Annotated in this window: 11 protein-coding genes and 1 tRNA gene; 7 read left to right on the top strand and 5 right to left on the bottom strand. The window is 70.8% G+C overall.

Translation table 11 applies throughout. The features are described from left to right. Positions 1 to 222: 222 nt before the first annotated feature. Positions 223 to 1,620 (bottom strand): glutathione-disulfide reductase, encoded by a 1,398-nt coding sequence (gor, locus tag RDU12_RS04505; RefSeq protein ID WP_308684163.1) that lies wholly within the window; start codon positions 1,618 to 1,620, stop codon positions 223 to 225. A gap of 211 nt (positions 1,621 to 1,831) precedes the next feature. On the opposite strand from gor, the gene RDU12_RS04510 reads away from it, so the two are divergent. Continuing rightward, positions 1,832 to 2,782, top strand: a complete 951-nt coding sequence (locus RDU12_RS04510) for a hypothetical protein (RefSeq protein WP_300293438.1) — start codon at positions 1,832 to 1,834, stop codon at positions 2,780 to 2,782. A gap of 21 nt (positions 2,783 to 2,803) precedes the next feature. Here the strand turns inward: RDU12_RS04510 and rpiA are convergent, their stop codons facing one another. After that, the gene (rpiA, locus tag RDU12_RS04515; RefSeq protein ID WP_308684164.1) at positions 2,804 to 3,490 is read right to left on the bottom strand and encodes a ribose-5-phosphate isomerase RpiA; all 687 of its coding nucleotides are present in this window, start codon (positions 3,488 to 3,490) and stop codon (positions 2,804 to 2,806) included. Then, entirely contained in the window at positions 3,487 to 4,839 is a 1,353-nt protein-coding gene (glmU, locus tag RDU12_RS04520; protein ID WP_308684165.1) for a bifunctional UDP-N-acetylglucosamine diphosphorylase/glucosamine-1-phosphate N-acetyltransferase GlmU, read from the bottom strand. The genes rpiA and glmU overlap by 4 nt, the downstream gene beginning before the upstream one ends. 151 nt (positions 4,840 to 4,990) lie before the next feature. Here glmU and RDU12_RS04525 point away from each other — a divergent pair. After that, positions 4,991 to 5,065: transfer RNA gene (locus RDU12_RS04525), tRNA-Val, on the top strand. 14 nt (positions 5,066 to 5,079) lie between these two features. On the opposite strand, the gene RDU12_RS04530 is transcribed toward RDU12_RS04525, so the two are convergent. Beyond that, positions 5,080 to 7,044 (bottom strand): pre-peptidase C-terminal domain-containing protein, encoded by a 1,965-nt coding sequence (locus RDU12_RS04530; RefSeq protein WP_308684166.1) that lies wholly within the window; start codon positions 7,042 to 7,044, stop codon positions 5,080 to 5,082. A gap of 177 nt (positions 7,045 to 7,221) precedes the next feature. On the opposite strand from RDU12_RS04530, the gene RDU12_RS04535 reads away from it, so the two are divergent. Then, complete coding sequence (locus RDU12_RS04535; protein ID WP_300290086.1) at positions 7,222 to 9,420, top strand: DEAD/DEAH box helicase; 2,199 nt, start codon at positions 7,222 to 7,224, stop codon at positions 9,418 to 9,420. A gap of 128 nt (positions 9,421 to 9,548) precedes the next feature. Beyond that, complete coding sequence (locus tag RDU12_RS04540; protein WP_300290085.1) at positions 9,549 to 10,631, top strand: ABC transporter ATP-binding protein; 1,083 nt, start codon at positions 9,549 to 9,551, stop codon at positions 10,629 to 10,631. A gap of 3 nt (positions 10,632 to 10,634) precedes the next feature. On the opposite strand, the gene RDU12_RS04545 is transcribed toward RDU12_RS04540, so the two are convergent. Continuing rightward, entirely contained in the window at positions 10,635 to 11,594 is a 960-nt protein-coding gene (locus tag RDU12_RS04545; protein WP_300290084.1) for a hypothetical protein, read from the bottom strand. A 110-nt stretch (positions 11,595 to 11,704) separates the two neighbouring features. Between RDU12_RS04545 and alr the strand changes: the two genes are divergently transcribed. The 3 genes from alr to RDU12_RS04560 form a co-directional block, all read left to right on the top strand. After that, positions 11,705 to 12,742, top strand: a complete 1,038-nt coding sequence (alr, locus tag RDU12_RS04550; RefSeq protein WP_300290082.1) for an alanine racemase — start codon at positions 11,705 to 11,707, stop codon at positions 12,740 to 12,742. 77 nt (positions 12,743 to 12,819) lie between these two features. Then, positions 12,820 to 14,184, top strand: a complete 1,365-nt coding sequence (radA, locus tag RDU12_RS04555) for a DNA repair protein RadA (RefSeq protein WP_300290081.1) — start codon at positions 12,820 to 12,822, stop codon at positions 14,182 to 14,184. A gap of 28 nt (positions 14,185 to 14,212) precedes the next feature. Then, positions 14,213 to 14,713, top strand: a 501-nt coding sequence (locus RDU12_RS04560; RefSeq protein WP_308684167.1) for a CvpA family protein, incomplete at its 3' end; no start/stop codon positions are given.

A 14,713-nucleotide genomic window follows, 5' to 3' on the forward strand; every position in this document is an offset into this window, starting at 1 on the left:
GGGGGCATGGTGCGCAGCTCGTCCTCGACGCGGTGCAGGGCGGCCATGTCCGGATAGTCCGTCGGCATCTGCACGACGGGTTTCGATCTCCAGCTCTCGGGCGTCCAGCGCGTCGTCATGGCAGCAAGATAGGCGGAGCGGAGGTTGTGGACAATGAACCGTTGTGACGCATGATTTTTTCAGGCCCGGCCCGGCCTCGCCCTGAGGAGACGTTGGCCGCCCCTACCCCGCGCTGGTGGTCGGAGACTGCTTTTCCTTCAGGGTGACCAGTTCCTCGGCCATGGTCGGATGGACGGCGCAGGTGGCGTCCCACTGGGCCTTGGTCAGGCCGGCCTTCACGGCGATGGCGGCGAGCTGGATCATCTCGGGGGCCTCGGGGCCGACGATGTGGACGCCGACGACCTTCTGGCTCGTGGCGTCGACGACCAGCTTCATCAGCACGCGCTCGTCGGAGCCGGTGAAGGCGTATTTCATCGGCCGGAAGCGGGCGACGTAGACGTCGACCTCGCCCTTGCAGACATGGCGCGCCTCGCTCTCGCTCAGGCCGACCACCCCGACCGGCGGCTGGCTGAACACGGCGGTGGCCACGGCCTCGTAGTCGAAGGCGGTCGGCGTGTCGCGCCAGACCGTCTCGTGGAAGGCCACGGCCTCGCGGATCGCCACCGGGGTCAGGTTCATGCGGTCGGTGACGTCGCCGATGGCCCAGATGTTGTCGGCGGTGGTCTTCGAGAAGGCGTCGACCTTGATCGCGCCGTCGTCGTTCAGCGCGACCCCGGCGGTCTCGAGGCCGAGATCCTTGACGTGGGGCACGCGGCCGGTGGCGAACATCACCACGTCGGTCTCCAGCGCCATGCCGTTCTCGAGGTGGTTGACGATGCCCGTCGCCGTCTTCTCCAGGCTCGTGTGCTGGCAGCCGAGGATGACCTTGATCCCCCGTTTCTCGATCTCGCCGGCGAGATGGGCGCGGACGTCGTCGTCGAAGCCGCGCAGGATGTTGGGACCGCGATAGATCAGGGTGGTCTCGACGCCGAGGCCGGCGAAGATGCCGGCGAACTCGACCGCGATATAGCCGCCGCCGGCGATCAGGATGCGCTTCGGCAGCTCCGGCAGGTGGAAGGCCTCTTCCGAGGTGATGGCGTGTTCGACGCCGGGCAGGTCGGCGGGGACCCACGGGCGGCCGCCGGTGGCGATCAGGATCTTTTCGGCGGTGATGACGAGGGGGCCGCCGTCCTCCCCCTTGCCGGCGATCTCGACGGTATGGGCGTCCTTCAGCACGGCGCGGCCGTGGATCAGGTCGACGCCGGCCTTGCCGAGGTTGGCGGCGTAGATGCCGGACAGGCGGGCGATCTCGACATCCTTGGCCTCGAGGAAGGTCGGCCAGTCGAATTTCGCGCTGTCGAACGACCAGCCGTAGCCTTCGGCGATCTCGAGGGCGTGGCTGACCTCGGAGGCCATGACCATGAATTTCTTGGGCACGCAGCCGCGCACGACGCAGGTGCCGCCGACGCGGAACTCCTCGGCGATGGCGACGCGCTTGCCGCCCAGGGCGGTCAGGCGGGCGGCGCGGACGCCGCCGGAGCCGGCGCCGATGACGAAGAGGTCGTAGTCGTAGTCGGCCATGCGGGGAGGCTCCGGTTCGCGCCGGCGCGGGCGCGGGAGGTCTGATGGGACGCCGGGCGGCGGCGCCCCGGCGCGGGCCCGGACTTAGGGGCCGCGGCGGAAGGGGGCAAGGTCGGGGCGGCCCCCGTCTCCGGCGGATCCGCATTCGGCGCGCTTGACCCCCGCGATACGCGGCGCATAGTCGAGGCGAATGTCGCCAAGGATGTGACTCATGGTTGCCCTCACCCTCGCCGCCCTGCTCGCCGTCGCGCCGATGCAGGTCCCCCAGCAGGCGCCTGTCCCGCAGGCGAGCGTCCCGCCCCAGGAGGCTCCGGTCGATCTCGGCGAGATCGAGGTCACCGGACGGCCGCTGGACTCGATGATCCGCTCCTTCGTCGACGAGGTCGCCGCCCCCAACCGGCGCCGCGGCATCGCCCGCTGGGACGACCGGATCTGCGTCGGAGTGGCCAATCTGAGGGCCGAGCCGGCCCAGTATATCGTCGACCGGGTCTCGACCGTGGCCGAGGATCTCGGCGTCATCCCGGGCGATCCCGGCTGCCAGCCGAACGTCATCATCATCGCCAGCGACGACCCGGACGGCCTCGCCCGGCAACTGACGGAGGAACGGCGCCGGGCCTTCCGGATGGGCGGCTCCGGCATGGATCGGGGCGGCCGCGCCCTGGAGAATTTCGTGGCCAACGACGCGCCGGTGCGCTGGTGGCAGGTCAGCATGCCCGCCAACTCCGAAACGGGGCAGCGCGCGACCCGCATCCCGGGAGAATGCCGCGACCCCTGCATGTCGACGTCTGACTACGCCCCCGTCATCGCGACCTTCGCCGCCTCGCGCCTGAGCACCCAGATCGTCGACTACATCTTCCGCACCGTCGTCATTCTCGACATCGACCAGATCGGCGGCGTCTCGGGACAGCAGCTGGCGGACTATGTGGCCATGGTCACCCTGGCCCAGATCGACCCGCAGGCCGACACCAGCCGCTACGCCTCGATCCTGAATGTGTTCGACGCGCCGGACACGGCGCCCGGACTGACCGACTGGGACCAGGCCTATCTGAGGGGCCTGTACGACGCCGAGCGCACGCGGAAGAACCTGCACGCCGGCACGACCGAGATCGCCGACTCGATCTACCAGGCCCACCAGGACCTCCGGGCCGACGAAGAGGAATAGGGACGGCGGCCGGAGCGGGTTTCAGGGCGCCAGCCGCTCCACCCCTCCATCCGTGCCGATGATGGCCTCGTCGGCGAGGCCGAGGAACAGGCCGTGCTCGACCACGCCGGTGATCAGCTTGAGGTCGTCGGCGAGACGGGCGGGGTCGTGGATGGCGCCGCATCTGGCGTCATAGATCAGGTTGCCGCCGTCGGTGCGGACCAGTCCGCGCTCGGCGGCGCGGACGCGGGCCGGCATGGCGATGTCGTGGTCGCTCAGAACGTCGGCGATGCGGTTGGCGGTGGTCTTGTGGCCGAAGGCGACGACCTCGATCGGCAGGGCGAAGGCGCCGAGGGTCTTCACCACCTTGGCGGCGTCGGCGATGACGAGGCAGCGGGCCGAGGCCTCCCAGACCAGCTTCTCGCGCAACAGGGCCGCGCCGCCGCCCTTGATCAGGGCGAGGCCGGGGCCGACCTCGTCGGCGCCGTCGACGGTCAGGTCGATGCGGGGTGAGTCCTCCAGCGTCGACAGCGGCAGGCCGAGCTCGCGGGCCAGTTCGGCGGTGGCCTCCGAGGTCGGGACGCAGCGCAGGTCGGGCAGGTTGCGGGCGGCCAGGGCCTTGACGAACCAGGCGGCGGTCGAGCCGGTGCCGAGGCCGACGACCATGCCGGCCTCGACGTGGAGGGCGGCGGCCTCGCCGGCGCGATTCTTCTGGATGTCCGCGCTCATTTCTTCGCCGCCTTCTTCGTCCGCATCGCATCCATGAACCGGGCGGCCCAGCCCGACTTGGCCGTCTGCTGACCCCGGGCAAGGGCCAGATCGCCGGGCGCGACGTCGGCGGTGATCACCGAGCCCGAGCCGACCATGGCCCCGGCGCCGATGGCGACCGGCGCCACCAGCGAACTGTTGGAGCCGACGAAGGCCCCCTCGCCCACCGTGGTGCGGTGTTTGAAGAACCCGTCGTAGTTGCAGAAGATCGTCCCGGCGCCGATGTTGGCCTTCGCCCCGACCTCGCCGTCGCCGAGATAGGCCAGGTGGTTGGCCTTGGCGCCCGGGCCCATGCGGACGTTCTTGACCTCGACGAAATTGCCGACCTTGGCGTTCTCACCCAGATCGGCGCCGGGGCGCAGGCGGGCGTAGGGGCCGACCTCGGCGCCGGCGGCGACGGTCGCGCCCTCGATGTGGCTGAAGGCGCGGATGCGGGCGCCGGGGGCGATCTTCGCGCCGGGGCCGAAGACGACATAGGGCTCGATCAAGGTTCCGCCGCCGACCTCGGTGTCGAAGGCGAAATGGACCGTGTCCGGGGCCGGCATGGTGACGCCGGCCGCGAGGCAGGCCTCGCGTCTGGCCTCCTGGAACAGGGCCTCGGCGACGGCCAGTTCGGCCTGGGAATTGACCCCCATGACGGCGTCCTCGGACGCGAAAACGGCGCGGGTCGGGGCGCCGTGCTTGCGGGCCAGTTCGACCACGTCGGTGAGATAGTATTCGCCCTTGGCGTTGTCGTTCCTCACCTCGCGCAGGAGGTCGAACAGCAGGCCGACCGGGGCGGCCATGACGCCGGAATTGCAGGCGGTCAGGGCGAGGACCTCGGGCGAGGCCTCCTTCGCCTCGGTGATGGCGGCCAGCTGGTCGCCGTCCATGACCAGACGGCCGTAGGCGCCGGGGTCGGCGGCCTCGAAGCCGATGACGGTGACGCCGTCATGCGCGGCGAAGACCGGCTCGATGTCGGCGGCGGTCAGCAGGGGCACGTCGCCGTAGGTGATGACCACCTGGCCGACGAAGTCGCCGAGCACGGCCTCGGCGGCGCGGACGGCGTGGCCGGTGCCGAGCGGCGGATCCTGGACGGCGATGGCGTCCTCGCCGAGACGGCGGACGACGTGGTCGCGGACCTCGGGCGAATGGGCCCCGACGACGACGACGATGCGCTCGCAGCCCAGGGCCTCGGCGGCGTCGATGGCGTGGTCCAGCATGGCGCGGCCGCCCACCGGGTGCAGCACCTTGGGCAGCGGCGACTTCATCCGCGTGCCCTGGCCGGCGGCGAGGATGATGGCGGCCCTGGGGTGTGGCGTACTGGTCATGAATCGGTCCGGCGGCTGGTCAGGCCCGAGGTCTAGCCCATCGCGGCGGCCGGCGGGAGACGCAGGCGGCGGAACGGGCGAATCCGGGTCCCGCCGGTGACGGCTTGCCAGTACGGGACGACCGGGCTATGTCGCCGCCTCCGCAGTTGATGGATGCGTAGCTCAGCGGGAGAGCACCTCGTTCACACCGAGGGGGTCACAGGTTCAATCCCTGTCGCATCCACCATTTCCCCCCCGCGATCACTGACCGCCCGACGCCGCCGCCGGCAGGCGGACGATGACGTCGTCGACCTGGACGCCGCCGCGGTCGATGACGAGGTTCTGGTAGTTGCGCTGGCCGTCCTGGGTCTCGGCCTGGACGTCCTCGACCTCAACGCGGAACTGGCGGCGCAGGAAGGTCGCCAGTTCGCCGGCGGTGACCAGGCGGTCGCCGTCGCCGTCGGCCTCGCCCGACATCCCGGCGCGCACGAAGTGGGACAGATAGCCGCCCGCCTGGAATTTGTCGGCCACGGCGCTGGTCAGGTCCTCCTCTGAGCTGAACACCCCCATGACGCCGGGGCGGTCCACGACATTGCGCGCGAAGCCGCCCGAGAAGCAGGCGTCCACGACCAGCAGGGCCAGACGGGTGTCGAGCGAGGCGAACAGGCGGCCCAGCTCGGCGTCGGAGATCTCGCCGTCGGTCAGCACCAGGGTCTCGGCCTTGCCGTCGGGTTCGAGCCCGGTGACGGGCGTCGGCTCCTGGCCGCCGTGGCCGGAGAAGAAGAACAGGAACATGTCGTCCGGTCCCGCCTGGGCGGCCACGCGCGAAAAGGCGGCGCGGACGCCCGCGACCGTGGCCTCGGCATTGGTCAGGACCACGCTGGCCTCGTTCAGCGACCCGTCGCGCTGGAGCGTCTCGGCCAGCTTGCGGGCGTCCTCGTCGGTGAACTCCAGGTCGCCGACGTCCTCCGGATAGTCGGAGACCCCAACCATCAGGGCGAAGACCCGGGCGCCGCCGGCGACGGCCGCCTGCCGGGGCGGTTCTCCGGCGGACTCGACGCTGAAGCGATAGGAACCGGTCTCGCCCGGGCGATAGGAGGTGAGCCGGACCTGGTAGGTCCCGTCCTCGGGCAGCACCAGCACCTGGCGGCTGTCGGTGCCGTCGTCGCCGTCGTCGTTGTCGAACTGCTCGCCGGAGGGGGTGATGACCATGGTGTAGGCGTCGAAGGCCGACGAGGTCAGGTTCACCGCAACGCGCTGGCCGCGGCGGCCGCTGAAGCGGTAGTTGTCGACGTATTCGCCCGTGTCGAGGGTGTCGTCCCCGCCGGCCAGGGCGCCCGACACCGCCTCGCCGATGACCACGTCGCCGCCGCCCGCCGGACGCCCCGACGGCGCCTCGGACGGGGGCCGGGGCGCGGAGACGCCGGCGCCGTCGAGCACGGCGAGGCGATAGGCGCCGCTCTCCTTGGGTTCGTAGCTGGTGGCGGATATCTGGTACTCGCCATCGGCGGGCAGGGTGACCAGCAGCCGGCTGTCGCGCGAATCCTCGACGCCGGCGTCGTCGTCGTTGTCGCTGGAGAAGTCGCCCGGCCCCCGCACCATCAGATAGGGGTCGAAGTCGGTCGAGGTCAGCCGGATGTCGAGCTGCTGGCCGCGCCGGCCGCGCAGGGTCCAGGTGTCGATGAACTCGCCGGTCTCCAGCTGTTCGTCGCCGGAGGCCAGGCTTCCGCCGACCGTGCGGCCCACGGCGAGCGTTCCCGAGGCGTCGGCGACGTCCGCCCGGGCCGACCCGCCGCCGATCGCCGAGAGGGTCAGCCGATAGGCGCCGGTTTCGCCGGGCTCGTAGCTGGTGGCGTCGATCTCGACCTCGCCCGCGGCCGGGGCGGTGAAGCGAATCCGGCTGTCGCGCGAACCCCGCGCCGCCGGATCGTCGTCATTGTCCTCGCTGAGCCCGCCGGGTCCGCGCACCATCAGATAGGGATCGAAGGCCGGGGCCGAGAGGGTGACCTCGTAGGTCTCCCCGGTCCGGACCCGCAAGGCCCAGGTGTCGGTGAACTCGCCGCTGTCGAGCATGGCGTCGCCCCGACGCAGCTCGCCCTGCACCGTCTGACCCGGCCGAATCGGCTGCCCCCCGTCCTGGACCAGGCCGACCGGCGACGGAAACGCGGCGGCGGGCTGGACCAGCACCGCCAGTGCGGTCGTGGCGACGAGCAATGATTTGAACATGGAATTTCCCCTCAGCCTGCGCAGCTTTACCGAACGGGGGTCGCTTGTCACCGTCGTCGACGCCGACGTCAGGAACAGTAGGGCCGCGCTTCCGCCTTGATCGGCGCGCATACGGCCGCCCCCTTGCCGCCCCGCCCGGGCTGGCGCGCGTCGCCCTGGCGCCTTACGGACCTCTGCATGCCCTTCCCCGCCAGTCATCCCGCGCTCGACCGCGCTCTTTCCGAACGCGGCTACGCCGAGCCGACGCCGGTGCAGTCGGCGGTGCTGGAGGCGTCGCTGAACGAGGACGGCTCGGGTCGCGACCTGCTGGTCAGCGCCCAGACCGGTTCAGGCAAGACCGTGGCCTTCGGCCTGGCCCTGGCCCCCACCCTGCTGGGCGAGGCGGAGAAATTCGCCGAGTTCGGCGCGCCGGTGGCCCTGGTCATCGCCCCGACCCGCGAACTGGCGCTGCAGGTCTCCAACGAGCTGCAATGGCTGTACGCCCAGACCGGCGCGCGGATCGTCTCCTGCGTCGGCGGCATGGACCCCAAGGTCGAGCGCCAGGCGCTGAACCGCGGCTGCCACATCGTCGTCGGCACGCCGGGCCGTCTGCGCGACCATCTGGAGCGCGGATCGCTGGACCTGTCGACCCTGCAGGCTGTCGTGCTGGATGAAGCCGACGAGATGCTGGACATGGGCTTCCACGAAGACCTGACCTTCATCCTGGAAGGCGCGCCGGCCGGCCGCCGCACCCTGATGTTCTCGGCCACCCTGGCGCGCGATATCGTGCAACTGGCCAAGACCTACCAGACCAATGCGCTGCGCATCGACACGGTGGCGGGCAACGTCTCCCACGCCGATATCGAGTACAAGGCGATCCGGGTGGCCCCGAACGAGGTCGAGCTCGCGGTCGTCAATGTGCTGCGCTATTTCGAGGCTCCCGGGGCGCTGGTGTTCGCCAACACCCGCGAGCGGGTCAAACACCTGACCTCGTCGCTGCGCGAGCGCGGCTTTTCGGTGGTCGGCCTGTCCGGCGAGCTGACCCAGAGCCAGCGGTCCGAAGCGCTGCAGGCGCTGCGTGACGGGCATGCGCGGGTCTGTGTCGCCACCGACGTGGCCGCGCGCGGGCTGGACCTGCCCGATCTGGGGCTGGTCATCCACGCCGAGATCCCGGTCAACAAGGCCGGGCTGCTGCACCGCTCGGGTCGCACCGGCCGCGCCGGCAAGAAGGGCGTTTCGGTCCTGCTGGTCAGCTATACGCGTCGCCGCAAGGTCGAGCTGATGCTGCAGTCGGCCTCGATCAACGCCGAATGGTCGGGACCGCCGTCGGCCGAGATGATCCTCGAGAACGACCGCAAGCGCATGCTGGCCGATCCGGTGCTGACCGCCCCGGTCGAGGGCGAGGATACGCTGGCCCTCGGCAAGCAGCTGCTCGAGAGGAGCTCGCCGGAGCAGATCGCGGCGGCCCTGATCCGCCTGTACCAGCAGAAGCTGCCGGCGCCCGAAGACGTCTATGACGACGAGCGGATGAAGCGCCAGCAGGCCACCGGCAAGAACGACAAGGGCCAGCCGGACGTGCCCTATACGGACTTCGCCCGCGGCGGCGACATGGCCTGGTTCCGCATCAACATCGGCCGCGACAAGAACGCCGATCCGAAATGGCTGATGCCGACCATCTGCCGTCTTGGCCATGTGACCAAACGCGACATCGGCGCGATCAAGATCTTCGAGCGCGAGACCAAGTTCGAGATCACCGAGGAGATGAAGGCCAAGTTCGAGGCCGCCATCGCCCAGGGTCTCGAGGAGGGCGTCAAGATCGAGCCGGCCGTTAAGCCGGGCCCGTCGGAGAAGCCGGTCAGCCGCTGGGACAAGAAGCCCGGCGCGGGCGGCGACCGTCCGGAGAAGAAGCCGTGGAAGGCCGGCGAGGACGGCGGCGACAAGCCCGCCTGGAAGCCGCGCGAGGATCGTCCGCAGGGCGAGAAGAAACCCTGGGTGAAGCGCGAGGACTCCGCCGCGCCCGCCGAGGGCAAGAAGCCGTGGGTCAAGCGCGAGGACGGCGACAAGCCGGCCTGGAAGGCCCGCGAGGACAAGCCCCATGGCGAGAAGAAGCCGTGGGTGAAGCGCGACGACGCGGCGGCCGAGGGCAAGAAGCCCTGGGTCAAGCGCACGCCGAACGATCCGACCCCTCCGGGCAAGAAGCCGTGGGTGAAGAAGCCGGCCGCCGAGGGCAAGACGCCCTGGGCTCCCCGCTCGGACGCCGAAGCGGCGCCGGCTACGGCGGGCGACAAGCCGTGGAAGGGCAAGCCCAAGGGCGGCGACCGTCCGTGGGCCGCCAAGGACGCGCGCGGCAAGCCCGCGGCGGCCAGACCCGCCTACAAGGGCAAGACGCCCCGCTAGGCTCCCTCCGCTCCCGTCATCCCCCGGGTCACGCCCGAGGTGGCGGCGGCCGTCTGGGCGGCCGAGGATTGATCGCCGCCTGTAACCGTTTACGGTGACGCCAAGGCAAGAAGCGGCGGGCAGGAAACATGGCGGACGTCCGGCTGACCGGGGTGACCAAACGCTTCGGTACGACCGAGGTGCTGAAGGGCATTGACCTTGAGATCGCGGACGGCGAGTTCCTCGTCTTCGTCGGCCCCTCCGGCTGCGGCAAGTCCACCCTGCTGCGGACCATCGCCGGCCTGGAAGAGGTGGACGACGGCGAGATCGCCATCGCCGGGCGGCCGGTCAACGACCTGTCGCCCTCGGATCGCGGCATCGCCATGGTGTTCCAGTCCTACGCCCTGTACCCGCACATGAACGTCTATGAAAACATGGCGTTCGGACTGAGACTTGCCAAGCTAGACAAGGCGGAGATCGACCGGCGCGTGCGCAGCGCGGCCGAGACCCTGAACATCACCGACTATCTGGAGCGCAAGCCCAAGGCCCTGTCCGGGGGTCAGCGGCAGCGGGTCGCCATCGGCCGCGCCATCGTGCGCGAGCCGCAGGTCTTCCTGTTCGACGAGCCCCTGTCCAATCTCGACGCCGCCCTGCGGGTGCGGATGCGCTACGAGTTCGCCAGCCTGCACGAACGGCTGAAGACGACCATGGTCTATGTCACCCACGACCAGGTCGAGGCCATGACCCTGGCCGACCGCATCGTGGTGCTGAACGCCGGGCGGATCGAACAGGTCGGCGAGCCGATGGCGCTGTACGAACGCCCCCGCAATCTGTTCGTCGCGGAGTTCATCGGCAGTCCAAAGATGAACCTGCTGCCGGCGGAGATCGTCTCGGCCTCGGCCAGCGGCTCGACGGTGCGCACGGCGGCGGGCGAAAGCGTCAGGGTCGATGTCGATGCGTCCGGCGCCGCGCCCGGAGACGCGGTGACCTTGGGCGTGCGGCCGGAGCACCTGGGGCTGTCCAGCAAGGGCGACGCGGTCGCGGCCACGGTGACCTTCGTCGAGACGCTGGGGCACGCCACCTACGCCTATCTTGAGGCAGGCGAGACGCCGTTGACGGTGCTGCTGCCCGGCGACGTGCGGCCTGCGGTCGGCGAGGCGCTGACGCTGCGGGTGTCGGCCGGGCAGGCGCATCTGTTCGACGAGGCCGGCGAGGCCTTCGCCCGGCTGTAGGCGTCAGGATTCCGTGCGGGCCAGCCTGCAGCCTCCGGCGATTCCGGTCGCCCGGGCGCAGGGCCAGGCCTGGTCCAACCGGCCCTCGGGCGTCAGCTTCAGGATCAGCCCGGGCTCCGCGCCGCAGCTCAGTTCGTAAAATCGGGCCCCGTCAGCCACGCCGACCACACGGGCCCTATCGGCGGCGCAGGCCGGACCATCCGCCGGCAGCCACGAGGCCACGGTGGCCGCCTGCTCTGCCGGCGTGGTGAATTGGCAGGCCTCGCCCATGGCCGCGAGATCGAGGCAGGAAAAGGACTCCGTGACCTCGGTCCGGTTGATCGGAGTCTGCAGCCACAGGCCGTCGCGGCCCTCGCAGCCGACCTCGTAGCGATCCTGATCCTCGCCGACCCGACCGATCCAGGCGGCCTGATCGACCACGCAGGCGGGATCGATACGGGTCGCCAGCGGGCGCAGGGCCGCCGCCGCGTCCTTGTTGCCATCCAGCAAACACAGGGAGGTCACCGGCCGCGAGGCGTCCGCGGCGCGCTGCGCCGCCTCGGTGGCCGCGAGATGCAGGCAGTTCAGGATGGCGGGAGCGTCGGTGGCGACCACCAGATAACCCGGGCCCTCGCGGCAGGCGATTTCATAGATCTGTTTACGCTGCCGGGTCTCTCCCGGATTGTGCGCGGCGACGATCTCGCACGGCGTGCCCGCTTCGGCGAGGATTTCGGCGGTGCGTTCGCGCACCAGCCGTTCGGGCACGGGGCGGCGGCTGCCCTGCGGCCAGTTCCGAAGCTCCGCGGCGCTCAGATAGGGCCCGATCGGGCCGAGATGATCGCCTTCATGGTGACTGTCGGAAAGTTCGTTCCCGCCCTGGGCGTTTCCGCCGGGCGGCTCGTCCTGGGCCAAAGCGGCCCCGCAGAACCCGAGCGCGACGACCAGCGCAATCGCGAGCCTGCCCAACGATCGAACGCCAGCCATGTCGGCCTCCTCGCAGAACGGCGTCATTTTGACGCCGATCGGCGCACTCCGTCAACGCGTCGGCGCCCCCGCGTTGTTGCATCGCACAACGACAGGGCTCTAGATGGGGCATGACCGCCCCCGCCTTGCTGACCGTCGACCTGCAGGCCCTCGCCGCCAATTACCGCACGCTCGAAGCGGCGGGCGGCGTGCCCGTGCATCCGGTGGTCAAGGCCGACGCCTATGGCCTGGGCGCCGACGCCTGCGCCGGGCGCCTGATGCAGGAAGGGGCGAGGACCTTCTTCGTCGCGCGCACCCGCGAGGGCGAGCGCCTGCGGGCCGCGCTGGGGCCGACGCCCGCGATCTATGTGCTCGACGGCTGCCTGACGGGGCGGGCATCCCGGCTGCGCGAGGCCGATCTGCGTCCGGTGCTGAACACCGAAGCGCAAGTGACGGAGTGGCGAGCGGCGGGCGGCGGCCGTTGCGGACTGCAGATCGACACCGGCATGAACCGGCTGGGCTTCCGCCCCGAAGCGGCGCCCGAGCCGTTCGAGGGGCTGGACATGGTGCTCAGCCACCTCGCCTGCGCCGACGACCCCGCCGAGCCGATGAATGCGCGCCAGCGGGACGCCTTCGCCGTGGCGGCGGCGCGCTACCCGGGGACAGTGCGGTCGTTCGCCAACTCGGGCGGAATCTTCCTCGGCGAGGACTATGGCTTCGACGCGTCGCGGCCGGGGATTTGCCTGTACGGCGGCGGGCCGGAAGGACGACCGGACGAGCGCATCCGACCGGTGGCGACCCTGACCGCCGAGGTGCTGCAGGTGCGCGATGTCCCGGCCGGCGAGAGCGTGGGCTATTCGCGCGGCTTCATCGCGGAGTCGCCGCGCCGGATCGCCACCGTCGCCGCGGGCTACGCCGACGGGGTCCTGCGCAGCTACAGTCCGCGCGGGGAGGTCTTCGTCGGCGGCGCCCTGAGGCCGATCCTCGGCCGGATCTCGATGGATGTCTGCGCCGTCGACGTGACCGGCCTCGAGGTCGCCGTCGGCGACCGGGTGGAGATGTTCGGCGGGCAGCGGATGCTCGACGATGCGGCCGCGGCGGCGGGCACGGTGGCCTGGGAGTTGCTGACCTCGGTCAGCGCGCGCGTGCCCCGAACCTGGGTCGGCTGAATCGCCTGCGTCATTATCGGTCGTAGGGCAGCCGGAGCCCCCTGCCCCGCCGCCCGCGACTCCTGTAAGCCAACCGCATGGCGAGAGACGGCGCGATCTATGTTTGTCAGTCCTGCGGGGCGGTCCACGGCAAGTGGTCCGGCCAGTGCGGCGCGTGCGGGCAGTGGAATTCGATCGTCGAGGAAAGCCGCTCGGCCCCGCCGGGGGCGATGAAGCCGGCGGCGAGCAGCCGCACCCGCGGGGTCCAGTTCGAGACCCTGCAGTCCGACACGCCCGAGCCGCCGCGCATCGTCACCGGGGTGACCGAGTTCGACCGGGTCTGCGGCGGCGGGGTGGTGCCGGGCTCGGCTATCCTGCTGAGCGGCGATCCGGGGGTGGGAAAGTCGACCCTGTTGCTGGACGTGGCCGGGCGGGCGGCGCTGTCGGGGCGGCGGGTGGCCTATATCTCGGGAGAGGAGGCGGTCGAGCAGATCCGGGCGCGGGCGAAGCGGATGGGGCTGGAGAAGGCTCCGGTTGAGCTGGCCTCGGCCACGGCGCTCAGGGAGATCCTCGGCACGCTGAAGCGCGAGAAATTCGACATCGTCATTGTCGATTCGATCCAGACGCTGTGGAGCGACGCCCATGAAGCGGGGCCCGGCTCGGTGACCCAGGTGCGGGCCTGCGCCGGGGAGATGGTGCGGCTGGCCAAGTCGCAGGGCGTGGCCGTGGTGCTGGTGGGGCACGTCACCAAGGACGGCCAGGTGGCGGGCCCACGGGTGGTCGAGCACATGGTCGACGCGGTGCTGAGCTTCGAGGGCGAGCGCGGCTATCCGTTCCGCATCCTGAGGGCCGGCAAGAACCGCTTCGGGGCCACCGACGAGATCGGCGTGTTCGAAATGGGCGACGCGGGACTGCGCGAGGTGGCCAATCCGTCGGCGCTGTTCCTCGGCGAGGGCAAGGACCGGGCTCCGGGGGCGGCGGTGTTCGCCGGCATCGAGGGCTCGCGGCCGGTGCTGGTCGAGGTCCAGGCGCTGGTGTCGAAATCGGCCTATGGCACGCCGCGTCGCGCGGTGGTCGGCTGGGACACCGGGCGACTGGCCATGGTGCTGGCGGTGCTGGAGGCGCGCTGCGGCTTCGGCTTCGGCGATCAGGACGTCTATCTGAACGTGGCCGGGGGGCTGCGCATCAACGAGCCGGCGGCCGATCTGGCGGCGGCGGCGGCGCTGGTCAGTTCGGCGACAGACATGCCACTGCCCCAAGGCTGCGTGGTGTTCGGCGAGATCAGCCTGTCGGGCGAGATCCGGGCCGTGGGGCGGGCCGAGGCGCGGTTGAGGGAGGCGCAGAAGCTGGGCTTCGACCAGGCCCTGTCGCCGCCGCTGACGGTCAAGGACAAGGGGGTCAAGGTCACGGCAGTGAACCGGCTCACCGAAGCGGTCGAACGAATCTCGCAAAACCGCTACTGATGACGGATCGTCCCCAGCGCGAGCGCCCATGACCGGCTTCGACGTCATCGCCATACTGGTCATCCTGGCCTCGGCCGCCGCCGGCTGGGTGCGGGGCGGCACGCGCGAAATCATCACCCTGCTGAGCTTCATCCTGGCGGCCTTCATCGCCCTGGTGGCCCTGCCCGTCACCGCCCCGCTGGGGCGCGCCCTGGTCGATCCGGACTGGGCCGGGACCATCCTGGCGGCGGTGACGTCGTTCCTGCTGATCTATTTCGGCGTCCGCATCTTCGGCTCGATGCTGTCGAAGCGGGCGCAGGCGCATCCGCAACTGGGCGGCGTCGACCGCATCATCGGCATTTTCGTCGGGGCCGGGCGGGCGCTGGTGCTGCTGGGCGCCATCCATCTGGTCATCGTCGCCGCCCTGCCGGGCGAGAAGACGCCGCGCTGGCTCAGCGAGGCGGCCCTGAGGCCGGTGACGGCGGGCGCCGCGCGGCTGATCCAGATCGTGCTTCAGGGCGTCGGCGCCCCGGCCGATGCCCGGAAGCAC

The organism is Brevundimonas sp., assembly GCF_031082345.1.
In the GTDB taxonomy this organism is placed as follows: domain Bacteria; phylum Pseudomonadota; class Alphaproteobacteria; order Caulobacterales; family Caulobacteraceae; genus Brevundimonas.